The sequence below is a fragment of the Amylibacter sp. IMCC11727 genome (assembly GCF_029854195.1).
Lineage (GTDB): Bacteria > Pseudomonadota > Alphaproteobacteria > Rhodobacterales > Rhodobacteraceae > Amylibacter.
Genome location: NZ_CP122960.1, coordinates 519,401 through 538,914 on the forward strand (window position 1 = coordinate 519,401; position 19,514 = coordinate 538,914).

At 55.1% G+C, this 19,514-nt stretch carries 21 protein-coding genes and 1 pseudogene; 13 read left to right on the forward strand and 9 right to left on the reverse strand.

What is annotated here, in order from left to right; genetic code table 11:
• Positions 1 to 54: 54 nt before the first annotated feature.
• Positions 55 to 2,283: a ribonuclease R gene (gene rnr / locus QBD29_RS02670; protein ID WP_280099786.1), complete on the forward strand. Its 2,229-nt coding sequence runs from the start codon at positions 55 to 57 to the stop codon at positions 2,281 to 2,283.
• On the opposite strand, the gene QBD29_RS02675 is transcribed toward rnr, so the two are convergent.
• Both QBD29_RS02675 and QBD29_RS02680 read right to left on the reverse strand, forming a co-directional pair.
• Positions 2,280 to 3,029 carry a sulfite exporter TauE/SafE family protein gene (locus QBD29_RS02675; RefSeq protein WP_280099787.1) on the reverse strand — a complete coding sequence of 250 codons (750 nt, stop codon included), beginning with the start codon at positions 3,027 to 3,029 and terminating at the stop codon, positions 2,280 to 2,282. The two genes, rnr and QBD29_RS02675, sit on opposite strands and share 4 nt — an antisense overlap.
• Complete coding sequence (locus QBD29_RS02680; RefSeq protein WP_280099788.1) at positions 3,022 to 3,417, reverse strand: VOC family protein; 396 nt, start codon at positions 3,415 to 3,417, stop codon at positions 3,022 to 3,024. The genes QBD29_RS02675 and QBD29_RS02680 overlap by 8 nt, the downstream gene beginning before the upstream one ends.
• Positions 3,418 to 3,476: 59 nt before the next feature.
• On the opposite strand from QBD29_RS02680, the gene QBD29_RS02685 reads away from it, so the two are divergent.
• Entirely contained in the window at positions 3,477 to 4,301 is an 825-nt protein-coding gene (locus QBD29_RS02685; RefSeq protein ID WP_280099789.1) for an acyl dehydratase, read from the forward strand.
• Here QBD29_RS02685 and QBD29_RS02690 read toward each other — a convergent pair.
• Positions 4,294 to 5,370, reverse strand: a complete 1,077-nt coding sequence (locus tag QBD29_RS02690; protein ID WP_280099790.1) for an FAD-dependent oxidoreductase — start codon at positions 5,368 to 5,370, stop codon at positions 4,294 to 4,296. The genes QBD29_RS02685 and QBD29_RS02690 overlap by 8 nt on opposite strands.
• Before the next feature lie 43 nt (positions 5,371 to 5,413).
• Between QBD29_RS02690 and mnmD the strand changes: the two genes are divergently transcribed.
• Positions 5,414 to 6,091, forward strand: coding sequence for a tRNA (5-methylaminomethyl-2-thiouridine)(34)-methyltransferase MnmD (mnmD, locus tag QBD29_RS02695; RefSeq protein ID WP_280099791.1), 678 nt, complete (start codon positions 5,414 to 5,416; stop codon positions 6,089 to 6,091).
• On the forward strand, positions 6,088 to 6,957 hold the full coding sequence (locus QBD29_RS02700; RefSeq protein ID WP_280099792.1) for a DMT family transporter: 870 nt from the start codon (positions 6,088 to 6,090) through the stop codon (positions 6,955 to 6,957). The genes mnmD and QBD29_RS02700 overlap by 4 nt, the downstream gene beginning before the upstream one ends.
• 64 nt (positions 6,958 to 7,021) lie before the next feature.
• Here the strand turns inward: QBD29_RS02700 and QBD29_RS02705 are convergent, their stop codons facing one another.
• Positions 7,022 to 8,968, reverse strand: a complete 1,947-nt coding sequence (locus QBD29_RS02705) for a lytic transglycosylase domain-containing protein (RefSeq protein WP_280099793.1) — start codon at positions 8,966 to 8,968, stop codon at positions 7,022 to 7,024.
• A 156-nt stretch (positions 8,969 to 9,124) separates the two neighbouring features.
• Between QBD29_RS02705 and dapA the strand changes: the two genes are divergently transcribed.
• Genes dapA through smpB form a run of 3 tightly spaced genes read left to right on the forward strand, consistent with a single transcriptional unit; the run spans position 9,125 to position 10,995 of the window.
• On the forward strand, positions 9,125 to 9,997 hold the full coding sequence (dapA, locus tag QBD29_RS02710; protein WP_280099794.1) for a 4-hydroxy-tetrahydrodipicolinate synthase: 873 nt from the start codon (positions 9,125 to 9,127) through the stop codon (positions 9,995 to 9,997).
• Between the two features lie 3 nt (positions 9,998 to 10,000).
• Positions 10,001 to 10,513 (forward strand): ATP-binding protein, encoded by a 513-nt coding sequence (locus tag QBD29_RS02715; RefSeq protein ID WP_280099795.1) that lies wholly within the window; start codon positions 10,001 to 10,003, stop codon positions 10,511 to 10,513.
• Positions 10,513 to 10,995, forward strand: a complete 483-nt coding sequence (smpB, locus tag QBD29_RS02720; RefSeq protein ID WP_280099796.1) for an SsrA-binding protein SmpB — start codon at positions 10,513 to 10,515, stop codon at positions 10,993 to 10,995. Before QBD29_RS02715 ends, smpB begins: the two co-directional genes overlap by 1 nt.
• Before the next feature lie 72 nt (positions 10,996 to 11,067).
• Here the strand turns inward: smpB and QBD29_RS02725 are convergent, their stop codons facing one another.
• Complete coding sequence (locus QBD29_RS02725) at positions 11,068 to 11,274, reverse strand: DUF6356 family protein (protein ID WP_280099797.1); 207 nt, start codon at positions 11,272 to 11,274, stop codon at positions 11,068 to 11,070.
• A gap of 232 nt (positions 11,275 to 11,506) precedes the next feature.
• On the opposite strand from QBD29_RS02725, the gene QBD29_RS02730 reads away from it, so the two are divergent.
• The 3 genes from QBD29_RS02730 (at position 11,507) to QBD29_RS02740 (ending at position 14,004) form a co-directional block, all read left to right on the forward strand.
• Positions 11,507 to 11,773, forward strand: coding sequence for a hypothetical protein (locus QBD29_RS02730; protein ID WP_280099798.1), 267 nt, complete (start codon positions 11,507 to 11,509; stop codon positions 11,771 to 11,773).
• A gap of 153 nt (positions 11,774 to 11,926) precedes the next feature.
• Positions 11,927 to 12,778, forward strand: coding sequence for a 3-mercaptopyruvate sulfurtransferase (gene sseA, locus QBD29_RS02735; protein WP_280099799.1), 852 nt, complete (start codon positions 11,927 to 11,929; stop codon positions 12,776 to 12,778).
• Between the two features lie 41 nt (positions 12,779 to 12,819).
• Entirely contained in the window at positions 12,820 to 14,004 is a 1,185-nt protein-coding gene (locus QBD29_RS02740; protein WP_280099800.1) for an amino acid aminotransferase, read from the forward strand.
• A 55-nt stretch (positions 14,005 to 14,059) separates the two neighbouring features.
• Here QBD29_RS02740 and QBD29_RS02745 read toward each other — a convergent pair whose 3' ends face one another.
• Positions 14,060 to 14,851 (reverse strand): DUF2268 domain-containing putative Zn-dependent protease, encoded by a 792-nt coding sequence (locus QBD29_RS02745; protein ID WP_280099801.1) that lies wholly within the window; start codon positions 14,849 to 14,851, stop codon positions 14,060 to 14,062.
• Between the two features lie 79 nt (positions 14,852 to 14,930).
• On the opposite strand from QBD29_RS02745, the gene QBD29_RS02750 reads away from it, so the two are divergent.
• Positions 14,931 to 15,560, forward strand: coding sequence for a queuosine precursor transporter (locus QBD29_RS02750; protein ID WP_280099802.1), 630 nt, complete (start codon positions 14,931 to 14,933; stop codon positions 15,558 to 15,560).
• A 292-nt stretch (positions 15,561 to 15,852) separates the two neighbouring features.
• Here the strand turns inward: QBD29_RS02750 and QBD29_RS02755 are convergent, their stop codons facing one another.
• On the reverse strand, positions 15,853 to 16,317 hold the full coding sequence (locus QBD29_RS02755) for an RNA polymerase sigma factor (protein WP_280099803.1): 465 nt from the start codon (positions 16,315 to 16,317) through the stop codon (positions 15,853 to 15,855).
• A 226-nt stretch (positions 16,318 to 16,543) separates the two neighbouring features.
• Here QBD29_RS02755 and QBD29_RS02760 point away from each other — a divergent pair, with 226 nt between their 5' ends.
• Positions 16,544 to 16,786, forward strand: a complete 243-nt coding sequence (locus QBD29_RS02760) for a hypothetical protein (protein WP_280099804.1) — start codon at positions 16,544 to 16,546, stop codon at positions 16,784 to 16,786.
• 308 nt (positions 16,787 to 17,094) lie between these two features.
• Positions 17,095 to 17,514 carry an alternative ribosome rescue aminoacyl-tRNA hydrolase ArfB gene (gene arfB, locus QBD29_RS02765; RefSeq protein ID WP_280101021.1) on the forward strand — a complete coding sequence of 140 codons (420 nt, stop codon included), beginning with the start codon at positions 17,095 to 17,097 and terminating at the stop codon, positions 17,512 to 17,514.
• Here arfB and pncB read toward each other — a convergent pair.
• Complete coding sequence (pncB, locus tag QBD29_RS02770; protein WP_280099805.1) at positions 17,511 to 18,803, reverse strand: nicotinate phosphoribosyltransferase; 1,293 nt, start codon at positions 18,801 to 18,803, stop codon at positions 17,511 to 17,513. The genes arfB and pncB overlap by 4 nt on opposite strands.
• Before the next feature lie 59 nt (positions 18,804 to 18,862).
• A pseudogene (gene pncA / locus QBD29_RS02775) lies at positions 18,863 to 19,459 on the reverse strand (bifunctional nicotinamidase/pyrazinamidase).
• Positions 19,460 to 19,514: the final 55 nt, after the last annotated feature.

The following is a 19,514-nucleotide window of genomic DNA, read 5'->3' on the forward strand; positions in this document are numbered from 1 at the left end:
CGCCCCTTGCACGATTGGCAATGACCTTTCATGCCCCCCGTGATATCTGGGGGCATGAAACAATTACCGACCAAAGAACAGGTTCTTGACTGGATCAAGGACAACCCGACCAAAACCAACAAGCGCGATGTAGGTCGTGCATTTGGGATCAAAGGCAGCGCGCGGATCGAGCTGAAGCGGATCCTGAAAGAGCTGACCAATGAAGGTCACATTCAAAAGAAACGCAGAACGTATCACAGCGCTGACGAATTGCCGCCCGTGTCTGTGTTGTTGGTGCTGCCTCCTGATGCCAACGGCGATATGACCGCCGCGCCGATGGAATGGAAGGGCGAGGGCGATGCGCCGCGCATTCTGATCATGCCATCAAAGGGTGATGTGACCTTGGGCGCGAACGACCGTATTCTGGCGCGTTTGTCGCCATCTACGGAAGAAGATTTCAAATACGAGGCACGGGTGATCCGCAAAATTGGATCAGGGCCGCAGCGTATTTTGGGGATTTATCGCGTTGGGTCCGAAGGCGGGCGATTGGTTCCCGTGGACAAGAAATCAGACCGCGAGATGATCGTGCCTGCGGGTGAAACAGGCGGGGCAAAAGACGGCGAGCTGGTCGAGGCCGAGAGCCTGGGCAAACAGCGGCAAGCGGGTCTTGGCCGTGTGAAAATCGTCGAGGTTCTGGGCGACCCGATGGCGCCGAAATCCATTTCCCTGATTGCGATCCACGAACATGGCATTCCCGATCATTTCCCCGATGATGTGATCGCAGATGCCGAGGCAGCCAAGCCTGTGCCGCTGGGGGATCGTACTGATCTGCGTGATTTGCCGTTGTTTACGATTGATCCGTCCGATGCGCGGGATCACGACGATGCCATTTGCGCGATTCCTGATGAGGATAAAAAGAACGCAGGCGGCCACATCGTTTGGGTGGCTATTGCGGATGTGGCCCATTACGTGCGGCCCAATTCACCGCTGGACAAAGAGGCACGCAAGCGGGGGAACTCCAGCTATTTCCCGGATCGTGTTGTGCCGATGTTGCCAGATGCCTTGTCTGGGGATTTGTGTTCGTTGCACGAAGGTGTGGATCGCGCCTGTGTGGCGTTGCGCATTGTGCTGAATTCCGCAGGCAAACGGTTGGAGCATGAATTTCATCGTGGCCTGATGCGATCCCCTGCCAGCCTGTCCTATGAGCAGGCGCAAGCGGCGGCGGATGGCACATATGACGACGCGACAGAGCCGTTAAAAGGGCCGATTGCGGACTTGTTCGCGGCCTATGCCAGTGCCGTTAAGGCGCGCAATGAACGCCAGCCCCTGAACCTTGACCTGCCAGAACGCAAGATTGTTCTGTCTGACGAAGGTGTGGTCACAAGTGTGGCGTTCCGTGATCGGTTTGATGCGCATAAGTTGGTCGAAGAATTCATGGTCATGGCAAATGTTTGTGCGGCGGAAACGTTAGAACAGAAACAGCGCCCGTTTCTGTATCGTATCCACGAAGAGCCAAGCCAGGAGAAGCTGGATGCCCTGCGTGAAACAGCGGATAGTGTTGGATTGCAATTGGCCAAAGGGCAGGTGTTGAAAACCATGCACCTGAACAAACTGCTGGATGCGGCCGCAGGAACGGATGATGCTGAAATTATCAATATGACCGTGCTGCGATCCATGACGCAGGCGTATTATGGCACGGGGAACATGGGGCATTTCGGGTTGAACCTGCGCCGCTATGCGCATTTCACCTCGCCCATTCGCCGCTATGCGGATTTGATCGTACATCGTGCGCTTATCACGGCGCATGGCTGGGGGGATGACGGATTACAGCCAGTGGATATGGACCAAATGCAAGACACGGGCGAATGGATTTCCCAGACCGAGCGGCGATCCATGCTGGCTGAACGCGATACCACGGATCGATATTTGGCAGCGTTTTTGGCAGAGCGTGTTGGCAATGAGTTTTCGGGCCGTGTGTCTGGTATTGCCAAGTTCGGGCTGTTTGTGAAGCTGGATGAAAGTGGTGCGGATGGGATGATCCCGCTGTCATCGCTTGGGCGGGAGTATTGGGTTTATAACCACGAGGCAAAGTCGCTGACGGGGGATAAATCGGGCCGCGTGATTTCCGTTGGGATGCCCGCCACTGTGCGATTGGCCGAAGCTGCGCCGTTGACAGGTGGGTTGCTGTTGGAACTGCTGGATGTGGATGGCAAACCGTTGCCAAAATCATCTGGCGGCAAAAAGCAATCGACCAAACGCAAGGGGCGACGTGTGGTCAAGGGACGCCGGCGCAAGAAGAGTTAAGCAAGCATCAATCGCGCGATCAGCGTGGTTGCGGCAATGGCTGAAAGGGCGAGCGCGTAGGGACGCAGTGTGTGGCGTTCCATGCGGTGGGCCAACGGCATTGAAACCGCAAGACCAAGGGCGATGGCGGGGAGCAAACTGCCAGCGAAGATCAGGTGTTTTGCGGTTATCAGTCCTTGCCAAGCTAGGGCTAAAACCGATGAACACATGCCCCAAAAGAAAAACGCATTCTGCATGGCGCGGGCGCGTTTTGCGGGTTCGTGTTGATACAGCAGCGCCATGGGGGGTGCGCCAACGGCGGTGATGGTTCCCATGAGGCCTGCTGCGATGCCAGCGGTGACAAGGGTGGTTGATTTGATTGCAACGCGTAAGCCCGACAGGCTGAGCAGGATGCCGATCAAGACCGCGACACCTGTTAGCCCCGCGATCAGGTTCACATTCGTGATGGATGCAGCAACCATGGCGGCGATGACTGCGCCGAGGGCTCGGCCAAAGAAGCCTGGGATAATTTCAGCGCGGGTGAGGGCGGAGAAGTCCACTGCGATAGACGTGAGGCCAACTGTGATGCCAAGAAGGAGCAATCCTGCAGGCAAAAACTGTGGTGCGACAAGCGCGATCAGCGGGGCGGCGACAATGCCAAAGGCTTGGCCCGAGAGGCGTTGAATGCCTGAAGATAAGAGCACCGCACCAAAACACGCAGACCAAACGGCAAAGCTGATGTCGAGGCGGGCGAAGAGATCAGTCATAGATCGAAATTTCGATCAGGTTTCGATCGGGGTCGCGGATGTAAAGGGATGTGATCGGGCCTTGTGCTCCTGTGCGCGATACGGGGCCGTCGATTACGGAAACGCCTGCTTTGGCAAGGTGGGATTGCCATGTGGCCAAAGGATCATTTGTTAACAAACACAGATCGGCGCTGCCTGTAGTGGGTTTTTCTGCGTGGGGTTTAAACGGGGACGCGGCGGCGTGCAGGTTGATCTTTTGCGCGCCGAATTTCAACGCAGTGCGCGTGCTGCCGTCTGCCACGGGGAATGTTTCGACGGTCATGCCAAGCACATCGCGGTAAAATGCGGCGCTGCGTGAAATATCGGCGACCGTTAAAACCAAATGATCGAGCGCGGTGACGTTTACCATGTTTTCCTCTGCATAATCTGCCTTGCGTATACCGTGCGATCCGTTCCAAGAATAGCCATATGACTGCGATTGGAAAAACCAAAGACATTTCGGACATCTTGGACCCTGCACGCGCGGCGGCCCTGCATGTAACGCTTGATCTGGCGGGGCCAGCGCCCGCGCATGGGGATCCGCTGCCGCCGTTTTGGCATTATGCGTATTTTTGGGAAAGCCTACCGCCTGCGGGGTTGGGGCGGGATGGGCATCCGCGCACAGGGGATTTCATTCCTGATCTGGGGCTGCCACGGCGCATGTGGGCGGGGGGCAATTTGGCGTTTCTTGCACCCCTTTTGATTGGGCAAGCGGCGCAGAAGAAAACCAAGATTGTCGATGTTGTGCGCAAAGTTGCGCGATCTGGACCGTTGGCTATTGTCACACTGCGCCACGAATTTTCTCAAGATGGCCGCCTGTGTGTGACCGAAGATCAGTCGTTGATTTATCGGGCCGAAGCGGCGGGGGGAGGTGAGAAGCCAGTACCCCCTGTGGCGCCGACGGATGAAGCTGTGAAGCAATCGCGCAGGTTTTCATCCACGGATTTGTTCCGCTATTCCGCGTTGACGTTCAATGGCCACCGCATTCACTATGACCGTGACTATGCACGAGATATCGAAGGGTATGACGGGTTGATTGTGCATGGCCCGTTGTTGGCGCAGGGACTGTTGAATTTGGGGCAGAGCCTGTTGGGTGATGTAAAGACATTCCGCTTTCGCGCCACGGCACCGCTGTTTGACCATGAAGAGGTTACGTTTTGCGCCAAGCCAGAGGCCGAGGGCGTTTCCCTGTGGGCGCGTGGCCCAGATGGGCGCATGTGTTTGACGGCAACGGCAACGGCGACGGCTACTTAGCCATGTGCCAATCAAGGGTGAAGCTGTCGGGGATTTCGACGGGGTCATTATGGATTTGCGCCGCAACAACCTCGCCGATTTTATGGGACAGACCAAAACCGATTTTGAATGCGCCAAGGGCCGTGTAAATGCCGCGCAGGTTTGGCACGGGGCCAAGCATTGGGTCACGGCGGCGGGCCTTGGGGCGGATGCCAGACCAGCGGTGTAGGATGGGCGCATTCGCAAGGATCGGGCAGATCGCGCGGGCTTTTGCGACCACTGTGTCGAGTAGATGATCCGTGCCGTCCACCGTCCATGTGTTTTCGGATGTGGAGCCGACTGCAACCGTGCCATTGGAGTGGGGGATGATGTAGACGCCATCGGCATAGATTTGCGGGTGATCGCCCATGTCAGCGTCAAGCAGGGCGGCTTGCCCTTTGACCCCTGATCCAGGATTCAGCGCGGTGTGTGGGGCGATAAGGTCAAACCCCGAAACCCCTGCGGACACGATCACGGCGTCTGCTTTCGCGATGCCCCAAGGTCCCGAAACGCCATGGTCTGACAAGGCTGTCACGGGGTGGTTTTCCAAAATCGTTACGCCAAGAACCTGACACGCCAAGGCCAGTGATGCGGTGGCCTTTGCGGGGTTTATGCGGGCCGACAGTGTGTCGCGCACCACGCCCAAGGGGGCGGTGTCTGAGGCCATGGTTTCTGGGCGATCTTCCACCTGCCAGTGATATTTCCCCTGCCACACATCCAATGCGGATTGGGATCGGGCTGCGGCCAAGGCCAGTGCTTTTTGGGATAAAATCGGCTGTAATCGACCAATGCGGCCATAGCCTGATTGCAAGCCAGAGGCCGCATCCACATCGCGCCAGAACCTATGGGCGGTGTCCAAGGCTTCGAATTGGAATTGCTTTTTGGGGTTCCATTGATCGGGCACATGGGGGGCGAGCGCGCCGACGATGCCGCCGCTCGCCCCTGCGCCAACGGTTGCCGCGTCATACACCGTTACCTTGTCGCCACGGCGTGCGCAGGCATAGGCACAGGCCAATCCCCATATTCCAGCGCCAATTACGATCACTTGCATTGCGGCTTCCTTTCGTCTGGTTTCTGACCTAGAGCATTGGGCCATGAGCGACCAGAATGAATATGCGGCCCTTGAATGGCGGGATGGGAAAATTCCCATCGCAACACGGTTTGATGACCCGTATTTCTCGCTCGATAATGGAATGGCAGAAACGGAGTATGTGTTTCTGGCGGGCAATGGATTGCCGGATCGGTTTGGCACGGGGTTTCACATTGCAGAATTGGGGTTTGGCTCTGGCCTAAACCTGTTGTGTGCATGGAAAGCGTGGCGGAGTGCGGGACAAACCAGCGCGTTGCGGTTTACAAGTTTTGAGGCATTTCCAATGGCCCCTGCGGATATGGCAGCGGCCCAGGGGGCCTGGCCCGAGTTGGCGGATGAAGTGGCGGAGTTTGCGCAGATTTGGGATGCAGCGGCGGGGCGTGCCATTTGCGATACGCTGGATGCGCGGGTGATTTATGGGGATGCGCGTGTAACGCTGGCCAATTGGGATGGGGTGGCGGATGCGTGGTTTCTGGATGGATTTTCCCCTGCAAAGAACCCCGAATTATGGGAGCCTGATTTGATGGGCGCGGTTGGAAAACACACAGCGGTTGGTGGAACCTTTGCCACATATACGGCGGCAGGGCATGTGCGTCAGTCGTTGGCGGCAGCAGGGTTTGATGTGGAGCGGATCAAAGGGTTTGGGCGCAAACGCCATATGACACGCGGGGTGTTGGCATGACGCAACAAAACGCGCGAGCGGGCATTTGGCTGATGGTGGTGGCGACCTTTGTGTTTGCCACGCAGGACGGAATTTCGCGACATCTGGCCGAGAATTACAACGTGTTTATGATCGTGATGATCCGCTATTGGTTCTTTTTGCTGTTTGTTGTGAGCGTTTCGAAGATGCGCACGGGCAGTGTGGGGGCAACGGCACGCACCTCGCAACCGTGGTTGCAGTTTTTTCGTGGGGTGCTGTTGGCCTGTGAAATTCTGGTTACGGTGATTGCGTTTACGTTTCTGGGGTTGATCGAAGCACACGCCATATTCGCAGTTTACCCGCTGATTGTTGCGGCCCTGTCTGGCCCGATCTTGGGCGAAGCGGTGGGCTGGCGGCGCTGGGCGGCGATTTCAGTGGGCTTTGTTGGAATGCTGATCATTCTGCAGCCGGGCTTTAAGGTGTTTTCACCCTATTCACTGATCGCGGTTGGCGGCGCGTTTTTGTTTGCGCTTTACAATCTTCTGACTCGATTGGCGGCGGCCAAAGACACGGCAGCCACCAGTTTCTTTTGGACGGGTGTTGGTGGGTTTGTGATTATGACAGCCATTGGTCCTTTTTTTTGGGAACCCATGAGCGGCACAGATTGGCGGTGGATGGCGTTGTTGTGTGTAACGGGTGCAACGGGGCATTACCTGTTGATCAAAGCCTATGAAAAGGCCGAGGCCAGCACCGTGCAACCATTCGCGTATTTGCAGCTGGTGTTTGCATCGATGATTGGCGTTTCGGTTTTTGGCGAGTCGCTGCCGATGTCCACCATAGGGGGCGCTGGATTGATTGTGGTGGCTGGTATTTTCACGCTGTGGCGTGAGCAGGTGGCCAAATCCTAAGGCCCCGTTCTGTACATCGGACGCATTTCGGCGCGTCGTTGTACTTTAAAACACAAAAGACGTTTTAGCCACGCGTTAGATCGCGGGTCAGGCGAATGGGTTCCACTTCGCCGCTGAGGCGCATCCGATAAACGTGCAGGGATTCAATGACGCGCATCACATAGTTGCGGGTTTCGCGGTAGGGAATGTGTTCGATCCAATCCACTTGGTCGATCAAACTGTCGCGGGGATCGCCGTAGGTTTCGATCCACTGATCCACACGATTTGGCCCTGCGTTGTAGGCGGCAAAGGCCAGCACATAGGAGCCTTCGTAAATTTCCAGCAAACCGCCCAAATACGCCGTGCCAAGTTTGGCGTTATAGCGCCAATCGGATGTGAGGCGGTTTTTGGAATATTCCACACCGATGTCGCCAGCCACTTGTCGTGCAGTGGCGGGCATGACTTGCATCAATCCACGCGCGCCAACGGGGCTGACGGCTTCGGGATTCAGTTCGCTTTCGCGTCGTGCGATGGCCATGGCGACTTCGGGGTCTACGTCCACGGAATAGCGGGCCAGTTCAGTGACAGGGAAATAGCTTTTGGGAATGACAAAGCCGCGTTTTGCGGCCTCTTTCGCGACGCCAAGGGCAACGAACGGGCGGTCATATTCAAGCGCGAGTTCTGCCAGTTGCGCGGTTTCCACTTCGTTTGTGGTTTCGGCCACATGAGAAAAGAACCACCGCATGAGATTTTGTTCTTGGGCGTGGTGTAGCAAAATTCCTGCGCGAACGACGCTGGAGTTGGCCAAGCGGCCTTCGCGCCAATCGGGCACTGTGATTTTGCCTGTCAGGCGTTCATCGGGTTCTGCACCGAGCCGTTCTGCGGAGAGTTGGCCATAAAAGCTGGTTTGGTATTTTGCGCTGAGGTTGAACGCATCAACGGCGGCGTCAAAATCTGATCTGCGTTCTTCGGCGCGACCAATCCAATAGCCAGCACGACCAAGGCTGACGGGTGTTTTCACTGCATCGCGATGATTGCGGAAATGAATCACGGCCTGTTCGGGGGCGTCCAGTTTCGTGAGGGATATAAACCCTGCCAACCATTCCAAATCAGCGTAATCTGCACCAGATTTCAAACCGTGCTGACTGGCGAGCCAATAGGCCAATTCTGTATCGCCCATGCGCATGGCGCGGCGGGCAAACCCACGGCGGCGCGGGCCCCATTTTTCTGGAATGCCCAATGTCGCCGTGTTGGTGGATTGTTCAACCAACAGTTTCTGCGCGTCATCCCAGCGGCCTTTCTTTACACGCCATTGGAACCGATCATAAGCCAGCCCGCCATCTGATTGCAGGGCTTTTGGAACCTCGGCGATGACGGCGTCCACGCCTTTACTGGCCCGTTGCAAAGCGATGCGCGCTTGGGCAAGTTTTTGTTGATCAGGTGTGATCAGCGGTAACATGCGGCCTGCTTCGCGGGTGTGGCCGCCCCATAAAAGGAAATCCATGCGGCGCTGATGGTAGCGCGACAGACTGCCCGCAAATTTATTTAAAAGCCCCGTCATTTCGTGTTGTTGCAGGGTCAGTGTGGTCCAGGCCCGAATGGCTTCGGCGCGGGCATCTGCCGTGCGGCCTTGGGCGGCAAATGCTTCGGCGAGGCGCAGCGAACCGGTTCCTGTCTGGGGCAGTTGATCGCGAAAATAAGCGCGCACTTCGGCGGCATTGTGATTGGGCGGGATCGCGGCCTCTCCACGGCGGCGCAGCCGTTTCAGGCCGGGCCAATCGGGGTTGTCGCGCAAAAATTCGGTGTATTCTTCCCAATGTCCTTCGCCGCGGCGCAAGCGTTGCCATGTGACAAGGGTGCTGCCCACGGGATCAGACATCTGGCTGGCGTAATGGTCTGCGGTGACCCAATCTTCGGATGCGACAGCGCTAAAGGCGGTTGCCAACAGATCGCCGTCTTCCTCTTGAGCGGTTGCGCCAAGGGGCAAAAGGGCAAAACACCCTATCCATCCAGCTGTAAGCAGTGACCGCAATTATCCCCCCAAAACGCGAATTTAACGCAGCTTGTACCCTATTTCATTTCGCCAACGGATCAATTCAATTTTTCGTTGCTCTGTTTGGCGTTTCGTTTTGGTAAATTCCCTGTTATCTGAACATTGAATCAACCCACCCAAATCGGAGGCAATGCCATGTTCAAAGGGTCCTACGTCGCGCTTATCACCCCGTTTGCTAACGGTAAGGTGGACGACAAGGCGCTGAAACAGCTTGTAGAGTGGCATATCGCTGAAGGGACACACGGTATTGTGCCTGTGGGAACTACGGGTGAAAGCCCGACGCTGAGTCATGAAGAACACGATCATGTGGTGAAAACTGTGGTCGATACTGCGGCGGGGCGTGTGCCTGTGATCGCGGGTGCTGGATCAAACAACACAGCAGAATCGCTGCGTTTGACAGAATCAGCCAAGGCCGCTGGTGCAGATGGTGCGCTGGTGGTGACGCCGTATTACAACAAACCAACCCAGCGCGGTTTGATCGCACATTTCGAAGCAGTGGCAGAAGTTGGCATCCCCATCATCATCTATAACATCCCGCCGCGTTCTGTGATTGATGTGGTTCCAGAAACCATGGGTCTGCTGGCGAAGCACAAGAACATCGTGGGCGTGAAAGACGCCACAGGCGATTTGGCTCGTGTGTGTGCGCAGCGTCTGCACTGCGGTGAAGACTTTATCCAGATGTCTGGCGAAGATGCCACAGCACACGGGTTTAACGCCCAAGGTGGTGTTGGCTGTATTTCCGTGACGGCAAACGTGGCCCCAAAATTGTGTTCCCAGCTGCAAGAAGCAACGCTAGCAGGGGATTACGCCACGGCGCTGAAAATTCAGGACAAGCTGATGCCATTGCACGGTGCGGTGTTCACAGAGCCAGGGCTGGTTGGCGCAAAATACGGTGTGTCCGAATTGGGCCATTGTTCTGATGAGGTTCGCTTGCCACTGACGACCCTAACGGATGAGACAAAGGCCAAGATGGACGCTGCAATGCGTCATGCGGGCCTTAAAAACTAAGCCATGAAAACACCCACATACGACATACACCTTGTGTGTGGGTGTACTGGCGCGGGGAAATCCACGTATTCTTTGCGTTTGGCCGAAGACCTGCGCGGGGTTCGGTTTGCCATTGATGAATGGATGCAGCGTTTGCACAACGCGGACAAACCAGACGAACTGCGGTTTGAATGGTTTTATGAGCGGGTGCAGCGCAATTGTTTGCAAATGCGAAAAATGGCGCAGCAGATTGTGCCGCTGGGCACGCCGTGCATTTTCGACTGTGGCTTTACCAACAGCCATGAGCGGGCAATTTTCACCAATTGGGCCGAGGAGCATGGATTTTCGATCCAGCTCCACTATGTAGACGTCCCAAAGGACATACGCTGGCAGCGGGTGCTCAAGCGAAATGCAGAACAGGCGGAAACCTTTCAATTCGAAGTGACCCGCGAAATGTTTGACGGCATTGAAACCATGTGGGAACCGCCCAGCGAGAAAGAGATGCACCAATTTCATGGTGTAAGAATTGAAGACTAATGGCTGCGAAGAAGAAAAAAGCTGATCCAAACAACAAGCTGATCGCTGAAAATCGGCGGGCGCGGTATGACTATGCCATCGAGGATACGGTGGAATGTGGCATGATGTTGATGGGGTCCGAGGTGAAATCCCTGCGCGATGGTGCGGCCCACATCACCGAAAGCTATGCCGCGATTGAAGACGGAGAATTGTGGCTGATCAACAGTTACATCGGGCTTTATGCGCAGGCAAAAACATTTGGCCACGAAGAACGCCGTCGTCGTAAATTGCTGGCCTCCAAACGCGAAATTGCGCGGATGTGGCAGGGGATTGGCCGCAAAGGGATGACGTTGGTTCCATTGAAATTATACTTCAATGACAAAGGGCGCGCGAAGCTGTTGCTGGGTCTGGCCAAGGGTAAAAACCAAGCCGACAAACGCGAAACCGATAAGAAACGCGATTGGGCTAAGCAAAAGAACCGTCTGCTGCGCGATCACGGTTGAACAGAAAAACACCCACCAGCCTTTGGGAGGTACTGATGGGTGTAATAGGGCGGCGGTGAACCAATGGGTTGGTTATGCGCCCCGATTGTGTGTTTTTGCATAGAGTTTTGCGACTGTTTTGCTGGCTGTTTTTTCGCACAGGCAAGGGATCAACGCATGAACAAGTGCCGCACCTGCGGCAACCATGAGCGTGGCGGCAAATTTTGTCGCGAACAGTAGGTGTTCAAAGTAAGTTTCATCAACGGATGCAGGGTGGTCTGTAAAAATCTTAGCAATCATGGCGTGTCTCCTTTGATACAAAAGTACCGTCAATTTGCATGTATGCGGTCCCAATGTTGCAAGATTTTGGTAAATATTTGTGACTTCGTCCCTAATTATGAAATTTAAATAGAAAATTGTCCCTATAGGTATTATTGAACATATTTTGCGCGCAAATTCTTGAAAATCGCTTGGCCTTATCCAAGTAGGAGTTACGACAACGCACGATGCGTTGCAAAAACAGGGGAAAATTATGGATCTTACAGGAATTCTAGTACAAGTCGTCGCGGGTGCCGTTGGTGGTAACGCGGCGGGTGCGGTTTTGAAAAACTTTAACCTTGGCTTGGTCGGCAACACGATTGCTGGCCTTGTTGGCGGTGGTCTCGGCGGGCAGATTATTTCTGCGGTTGCTGGTGGCAACCTAGACGGTATCGCAGGGGACATTGCTGGCGGTGGTGTTGGCGGTGCGGTTGTTTTGGCCGTGGTTGGCATGATCAAATCGGCCATGAACAAAGGCTAAGGTCTTTGGTTTCGGTTCTGGGCTGACCCAAAGCCCAAAGGTGCACAAAAGCGCGTTTTGGTAAAAGCCAAAGCGCGTTTTCTTGTTTGACTGGCCCTTGAATCCTGCGGCGTGCGGGGCTAATGCGGGATAAACTCCTAATAGGTTGTGGTTATGTCGCGAACTGATCTCAAAACGCTCGTATCAACGGACTGGTTGGCGGATCAGATCGGAGAGCCTGATCTGCGTGTGTTGGATGCGTCATGGTATCTGCCTGCGCAAAATCGCGACCCCAAGGCAGAATACGCAGAGAGCCATATTCCAGGTGCGCGGTTCTTTGACATTGATGCTGTGTCTGACAGCAATTCAGATTTGCCCCATATGGCCCCGCCTGTTGAAAAATTCATGTCGCGGATGCGTGCGCTTGGCGTTGGGGACGGGCATCGTGTGGTTGTTTATGATGGCGCTGGATTGTTTTCTGCGGCCCGCGTGTGGTGGTTGTTCCGCCATATGGGCCAAGACAACATTGCGGTTCTGGACGGGGGCTTGCCGAAATGGATTGCCGAAGGACGCCCTACCGAAAGCACTGCACCGGTTATTCGGGATCGTCACATGACCGCCACGCGCAATCCCGCGCTGGTGAAAGATGTTACGCAGGTTGCATTGGCATCAAAGTTGAACCAAGCCGAAATCATTGATGCGCGCGCCGCAGAACGGTTTCGTGGCGATGCGCCAGAGCCGCGCCAAGGGTTGCGGGCAGGACATATTCCCAATTCCAAAAATGTGCCGTTCACCACGTTGTTGAACGAAGACAAAACGATGAAATCCCCCTTGGAATTGGCCAGTATTTTCGAAGCCGCTGGCGTTGATCTGGATCGCCCGATCATCACGTCTTGCGGATCAGGAGTGACGGCGGCGGTACTGTCGCTTGCGCTGGAAATTATCGGCCATCGGGATCACGCGCTCTATGACGGGTCGTGGACCGAATGGGGCAGCTATGACGATTTAAAAGTGGAACAGGGTTAGTGCTTGTTACTAAGGTACACGCCCGCAACTAGGATAAAGCAATGCTTGAAAACCTCACGCAGCAACCACCAGACAAAATCATTCAGCTGAGCGGCATGTTCCGCGCAGATGAGCGGGATACGAAAATCGACCTTGGGGTTGGTGTGTACAAAGACGCAAACGGCAACACGCCGATCATGCGGGCCGTTAAAAAAGCCGAACAGTTGCTGTGGAATGAAGAAACCACGAAATCCTATACCGCGTTGGTGGGCGATGGCGCGTTTCACAAGGTGATGGCCGATTTGGTTCTGGGTGACAGTGTTTCATCCGATCGTTTGGCGTTTGCCCATGCTCCAGGTGGCACGGGTGCGATCCGCCAGATTTTGGAACTGATCAAAGTGGCGAGCCCTGATGCAACCGTTTGGATGTCTGATCCAACGTGGCCAAACCACCCTGCGATGGTTAAAGGTGTGGGCATTCCGATGCGCACTTATACCTATCTGAACATGGAAACCCGCACCGTAGATTTTGACGGCATGATGGAAGATTTGGCGCAGGCAAAGGCAGGGGATATCGTGATCCTGCATGGGTGTTGTCACAACCCAACGGGCGCAAACCTGAACCAGACACAGTGGGGCGAAGTGGCCGATCTGTTGGTGGCTAAGGGAGCGGTTCCGTTTGTGGATATCGCGTATCAAGGGTTTGGCGATGGCCTGCAAGAAGACGCGTTTGGCGTGCGGTTGTTGGCGCAGCAATGCCCAGAGATGCTGATTTCGGCGTCTTGTTCCAAGAACTTTGGCATATACCGCGAACGCTGTGGACTGGTGATTACTGTGTCCAAGGATGCGGATAACACGGCGCTGGCACAAGGGATGTTGTCGAGCCTGAACCGTTTGAACTTTTCCTTCCCGCCAGATCACGGGGCGCGGTTGGTGACGATGGTTCTGTCCGATCCAGAGCTGCGGGCCGATTGGGAAGCGGAACTGGAAGAAGTGCGCACAGGCATGTTGAAACTGCGTAAGCAGTTGGCAGATGCGCTGCGAGCGGAAACCGGCTCTGATCGCTACGGGTTTATCGCGGAGCATCGCGGCATGTTTTCCCGCCTTGGTCTGAGCGAAGAACAGGTCGTCAAACTGCGCGAAGATCATGCGATTTACATGATCGGGGACAGTCGTTTCAACGTGGCTGGCCTGAACGAAAAGTCCATTCCTGTGATCGCCAAGGCGATTGTTGCAGTTGGTGGGTAAATCATCCAAGTGTGAAAAATTTGAACCGCGCCTGCCTTTGGTTGGCGCGGTTTTTTTATGACACCATCGCTTGCATTTGCACCGCGTTCAACACTTTGGGTGCAGGCACGTTGATGAGGCGTTCGGGTGTCAATTCGACACCGCTGAGCAGCCAGTTTTCCACGATTTTTGTGCCAATGGTGTGCCCAAGCCAGCGGGGTTTGTCGCCCGTGCCTGAAAACCATTCGCCGTGGTCAAATTTTGTGGTCATTAGGGTGCGTTGATCGGGCCACATCGCACCCAGCACATCATCTGATAGAGCTTGGTCCCAGGGTTCGGGTTGGCTGTCAAACACCAGTCGTACGAATTGTGCGGCCAATCCTTCGCTGACCATCGCGCCGCCCAAAGTAAAGCCGTAACCAGGGCCAGCGGCCCGCATGGCACGATGCGCTGTGTTGACCATCTGACGTTTGACCAAACCGCTTTTGAGGGTTTGAGAAAAATTTTCGTTGTAGGGATCAAACACCAGCGTGGCCAAATTCGGCCGTGCAATTTCGGCGCGCATGCCTGTTTCGGGGGTGACGTTTTCATTGCCCCGTTCAATCAGGATATCCATGGCGTCAGGGCGCACGAAAGGTGACATCAGGCGATGGGCATCGTTGATTTGCGCGGTGATCCGATCTTGCCAAGCGGTCAGATCGCCCGTTGCTTCGAGCCAGTGTAATGTCCAACGCGCCAAAATGGCCCCCAAGAGAATTAGAATCGTACCCCGCATCATAGAAAGCCGCGCCCTTGTGCCAAGAGTGTTGCGCAACATCACCATCCCCCGTTTCATGGATGCAACAACTTGGCGGTTGTCCCTTGTCATTCCTGCGCGTGCGAGCTATCCCGCGCCAGCCTGACATCAGGCGAAAGTGTCCGCTACCTTTTCAAAACGGAGTAATGAAATGTCTCGTGGTTTGGTCATTGGCGTTCTCGCCATGGCGGCGGTTGTCGTCGCGTCGAATATTCTTGTGCAGTTCTTGTTGGGCGATTGGCTCACGTGGGGTGCATTTACCTATCCCATTGCGTTCCTTGTCACTGATGTGATGAACCGCGTTTACGGTGCGCCGATGGCACGCAAGGTTGTTTTTGCGGGCTTTGTGGTTGGCATCATCTGTTCGTTTATCGGTACGCAAATCATGGGCGAATTTGGTCCGCTGGTGACATTGCGCATCGCGATTGGGTCTGGCACCGCGTTTTTGGTGGCGCAATTGGTTGATGTGTTCGTATTCAACCGTCTGCGCAGTGGTGCATGGTGGCGTGCGCCGCTCGCATCTACCCTTATCGGGTCATCGCTTGATACTGCCATTTTCTTTACGCTCGCGTTTTCGGCCAGTTTTGTATTTCTGGAGCCGATGAACGATGTGAGCTGGTCTTGGGAAGTTCTGCCGATCCTTGGTCTGGGGCCAGAGGCACCATTGTGGGTCAGCCTTGGGATTGCGGATTGGTTGGTGAAACTGTCACTCGCGCTGATCGCGCTTATTCCGTTTCGTGTGTTGGTTTCACGTCTGTCGCCCACAACAAACGCGGTCTGATTCCGCCCTTTGCCCACAAAATATTGTGTGAAATGCAGAAAGTTCTTTGCGTTTCACACAAGACGTGGCACGATTCTGATGTGGATCACATGATCTGCGCTTTGAACAATCAGAAAGGAGGTGCCAATGATTATTGGGAAACAGGAGCAGCTGGTTAAGGTTACACGCGAGGTGCGCGTTTAGGGGGCAGCCCTTCTACTCACGAGCCTGGCTTCGGGATCTTATGATCTTGCTTGCCACCTCCAAATCTCGAGAAGAGCCCCGACAGATTTGTCGGGGCTCTTTCCGTTTTTCAAATCAATTCACGCAATTTGCTGCGGGCGCGACTGATGCGTGACATGACCGTGCCGATGGGCAGGTTTAGCCGATCCGCCATATCTGAATAGGACAATCCCGCATTCACCCTCAGGCGCATGACTGTGCGGTATTCTTCGGGCAGGCGGCCAATGGCAGCCAGAGTTTCCACGCAAGCCAGTTCCGCAAAGGCATCCGCGGTTAGGTCCGCAGGCTCGTGATCTTCTATGGGGAGCATGGACGGTGCCCGCCCCCGTTTGCGGGTCTGATCCAAAAACAAGTTGCGCAAAGTGCGCGCCATATAAGCGCGGGGGTTTTCCACATCTGACAGACAGGCATCACGGCTGAGGATGTGCAACACAACGTCTTGCACCAAATCCTCTGCCTGTTCACGATTGCGGGTCAGGTGGTGCGCGTAGATCAGCAAATCTTCGAGGTGATCGAACAATTTATCAGGGTTCATGGGGTGGCTCCGAAAGGGTGAGGGATGGATCGACCATAGAGGCTCTGCGTCCCAAGCCGTTAGGTCAGAACCCGCCCACAGCCAATTTCCGCTCGCCCTAGGGGTGTGACGCGGCAGGTTTCTGCCATCTAAAATCGTGCAGGGAATATCATCCCCCGTTTTTTCGTCTTTAGGGTCAGAGGGCGCAATCTGCGGGCCTCGTAAACAACACGAATAGGAGAATTCTATGCGTAAACTGGTTTTGACTCTGGCAACATTGGCTGCCACCGCATCTTTTGCCACTGCAAAAGAGATGTCCGAAATGGACGTAAACGAAGATGGCGTGCTGAGCGTTGAAGAGTTTGCGGCAGGTCACAGCGAAGTGGACCCAGCGGTATTTGCCGCAATTGACGCAAATGAGGATGGATTGATTGATCCATCCGAATACGAAGCCGCAACTGGCGAGGGCGGTGTTTTGGCAGAAGGCTAAACATGTGTTCCATTAGGTTTGAGCCATGTAAATAAGGTGTTCAATTGGAGTGCGCTGGTCCCAGTTAAGGACCGCTGCAAAGGCCAAGGGCACCGATGGGTCAGACTTTTGGAATGTGCCTAAAAACGAGAAAGGGCCAGCAGGTGACGCTGGCCCTTCCTTTTTGCGCGTCATCTACGGGGACTGTAGGGCCGCACAAAATTGGAGATACCCCTGTTTAACGCAGCAATGATGCAAAGCGAAAACACATTGCATCGCGGTTCTGTGAGAGCCTGTGACAGGCCTGCGTTCTGTGTTAAAATCCCATGATTATGCGGATTAACGACGACATCACCCTAGAGGATTGGGAACTGAGTGAGAGCTTTCACCGCTCCTCTGGCCCAGGTGGTCAGCATGTGAACAAAACGTCCAGCGCCGTAGAACTGCGGTTCGAGGCGGCTCGTTCGCCAAACCTGACCCCAGCCGTAAAGGCGCGGTTAAAACGGCTCGCTGGCCGCCGCTGGACCAAAGACGGGGCAGTGATCGTCACATCCGAAGCACACCGCAGCCAACTGATGAACCGCGAACTGGCACAAGAAAAACTGGCAGAGTTAATCCGCGCGGCACTTGTGGTTCCAAAGCGGCGGATCAAAACAAAACCCACGCTTGGCAGCAAGCGACGGCGGCTTGAGGGTAAAAAACAACGCGGCGAAGTGAAGAAGCTGCGCGGTAAGGTGACGGGGGATTAAACCTCCACCTCGATCTTTTCCTGATCGCCGACACCAAACACGCGTTTGTAGCGGGTGATTTGATCTTGTGGGCCCATGGCTTTGTTGGGGTTGTCGCTGAGTTTCACGGTGGGGTGGCCGTTGGCGGCGACCGCTTTGCAGACCAGTGAAAACGGGGCGAGTGCATCATTTGGAACGAGCCCGCGGAAATCGTTTGTGAGTTTTGTGCCCCAGCCAAAGCCGGTGCGTACGCGGCCTTCGAATTGTTTGAACAGGTCCATGATTTTGGTGTCATCGAGACCGTCTGAAAAGATGATCAGCTTTTCGCGGGGGTCTTGGCCGCGCGCGGTCCACCAGTCAATTGCAGTTTCTGCGGCGATGGCGGGGTCGCCGCTGTCCACGCGGATACCTGTCCAATCGGACAGCCAATCAGGCGCGTTATCAAGAAAACCTTTGGTTCCATAGGTGTCGGGCAGAATGATCAGCAGGTTACCATCGTGTTCATCCTGCCAGTCTTGCAAAACCTGATAGGGGGCTTGGGCCAGTTCTGCGTCATCCTTGGCGAGTGCGGAGTAGACCATGGGCAATTCGTGGGCGTTTGTGCCGATGGCTTCGACTTCGCGGCGCATGGCAATCAGGCAGTTGGACGTGCCTGTAAAGCTGTCACCGAGTCCTTCGCGCATGGCTTGAACACACCAATCTTGCCACATGAATGAATGGCGGCGGCGTGTGCCGAAATCTGCAACCCGCAGGTTGGGCTCTTGGCGCAGGCGTTCGATCTTTTCCCAGAGTTTGGTCATGGCGCGGGCGTAGAGCACTTGGAGTTCGAATTTCCCCATGTCTTTCAATACAGCACGCGAGCGCAGCTCCATGATAATGGACAGTGCGGGGATTTCCCACAACATCACCTCTGGCCATGTGCCCTCAAACGTGAGTTCGTATTGCCCGTCGACCTTTTCAAGGTGATAGGCGGGCAGGCGCAAATTCTCAAACCACTCCATGAAATCGGGGCGGAACATCTGACGTTTTCCATAGAATGTGTTGCCGCGCAGCCATGTGCTTTCACCCCGAGAGAGGGAGAGGGAGCGCACGTGATCCAGTTGTTCGCGCAGCTCGCCTTCGTCAATAATGTCCGCAATGCGCAGGGTTTTGGTGCGGTTGATCAAGCTGAACGTGACATTGGCGTCTGGTTTGTTGCGAAACACCGATTGGCACATCAGAAGTTTGTAAAAATCTGTGTCGATCAGGGACCGCACAATCGGGTCGATCTTCCATTTGTGATTGTACACACGGGTAGCGATATCGACCATGATGCGGCCTTTCGAATTGGGTTAACCGAGTTAAAGCAGGGGTTTATTCGGTTGTCCAGCTAGGCGAGTTTTACCCCAGCGGATTGCATTTCCGCAAGCGCGGCCGCGAGTGAGCCGCCAAGGTCAATGCCGCGGCAGGCGGATTCGATGACGGTGACGTCTTAGCCGAGTTTTGCGCCGTCGATGGCCGAGAATTTCACGCAGAAATCGGTGGCGAGGCCAACCATGGTGAGGGCGGTGACACCGCGTTCTTGAAGATAGCCGTGCAGGCCCGTTTGGGTTTTGTGATCGTTTTCGAAAAACGCAGAGTAGCTGTCGATTGCGGGATTGTAGCCTTTGCGCACGATCATATCGGCGCTGTCGGTGTTAAGGCCCGATTTGAACGCTGATCCCGTGGTGCCGATGACGCAGTGGCGCGGCCAAAGGACTTGGGTGCCATAGGGCATTTCGGTGGTGGAGTAGGGTTCTGCGCCATCGTGATTGTCGGCAAAAGACGAATGGTTTGAGGGGTGCCAATCCTGTGTCAGAACCTTGACCGCAAAGTCATCCTGCATGGCGTTTACGGGGGCGATAATTTCATCGCCACCGTCCACGGCCAGTGCGCCGCCGGGGCAGAAATCGTTTTGAATGTCGATCATGATGAGAGCTTGGGTCATGGGTCTGTTCCTTATGGTTAAGGATTTATGGGCCGTAGTCTGGTATTTTGCAACG

Coding starts and splice junctions, on each gene's coding strand:
- rnr (WP_280099786.1), top strand. CDS start 55: ATGAAACAATTACCGACCAAAGAACAGGTTCTTGACTGGATCAAGGAC.
- QBD29_RS02675 (WP_280099787.1), bottom strand. CDS start 3,029: ATGACTGATCTCTTCGCCCGCCTCGACATCAGCTTTGCCGTTTGGTCT.
- QBD29_RS02680 (WP_280099788.1), bottom strand. CDS start 3,417: ATGGTAAACGTCACCGCGCTCGATCATTTGGTTTTAACGGTCGCCGAT.
- QBD29_RS02685 (WP_280099789.1), top strand. CDS start 3,477: ATGACTGCGATTGGAAAAACCAAAGACATTTCGGACATCTTGGACCCT.
- QBD29_RS02690 (WP_280099790.1), bottom strand. CDS start 5,370: ATGCAAGTGATCGTAATTGGCGCTGGAATATGGGGATTGGCCTGTGCC.
- mnmD (WP_280099791.1), top strand. CDS start 5,414: ATGAGCGACCAGAATGAATATGCGGCCCTTGAATGGCGGGATGGGAAA.
- QBD29_RS02700 (WP_280099792.1), top strand. CDS start 6,088: ATGACGCAACAAAACGCGCGAGCGGGCATTTGGCTGATGGTGGTGGCG.
- dapA (WP_280099794.1), top strand. CDS start 9,125: ATGTTCAAAGGGTCCTACGTCGCGCTTATCACCCCGTTTGCTAACGGT.
- QBD29_RS02715 (WP_280099795.1), top strand. CDS start 10,001: ATGAAAACACCCACATACGACATACACCTTGTGTGTGGGTGTACTGGC.
- smpB (WP_280099796.1), top strand. CDS start 10,513: ATGGCTGCGAAGAAGAAAAAAGCTGATCCAAACAACAAGCTGATCGCT.
- QBD29_RS02725 (WP_280099797.1), bottom strand. CDS start 11,274: ATGATTGCTAAGATTTTTACAGACCACCCTGCATCCGTTGATGAAACT.
- QBD29_RS02730 (WP_280099798.1), top strand. CDS start 11,507: ATGGATCTTACAGGAATTCTAGTACAAGTCGTCGCGGGTGCCGTTGGT.
- sseA (WP_280099799.1), top strand. CDS start 11,927: ATGTCGCGAACTGATCTCAAAACGCTCGTATCAACGGACTGGTTGGCG.
- QBD29_RS02740 (WP_280099800.1), top strand. CDS start 12,820: ATGCTTGAAAACCTCACGCAGCAACCACCAGACAAAATCATTCAGCTG.
- QBD29_RS02745 (WP_280099801.1), bottom strand. CDS start 14,851: ATGACAAGGGACAACCGCCAAGTTGTTGCATCCATGAAACGGGGGATG.
- QBD29_RS02750 (WP_280099802.1), top strand. CDS start 14,931: ATGTCTCGTGGTTTGGTCATTGGCGTTCTCGCCATGGCGGCGGTTGTC.
- QBD29_RS02755 (WP_280099803.1), bottom strand. CDS start 16,317: ATGAACCCTGATAAATTGTTCGATCACCTCGAAGATTTGCTGATCTAC.
- QBD29_RS02760 (WP_280099804.1), top strand. CDS start 16,544: ATGCGTAAACTGGTTTTGACTCTGGCAACATTGGCTGCCACCGCATCT.
- pncB (WP_280099805.1), bottom strand. CDS start 18,803: ATGGTCGATATCGCTACCCGTGTGTACAATCACAAATGGAAGATCGAC.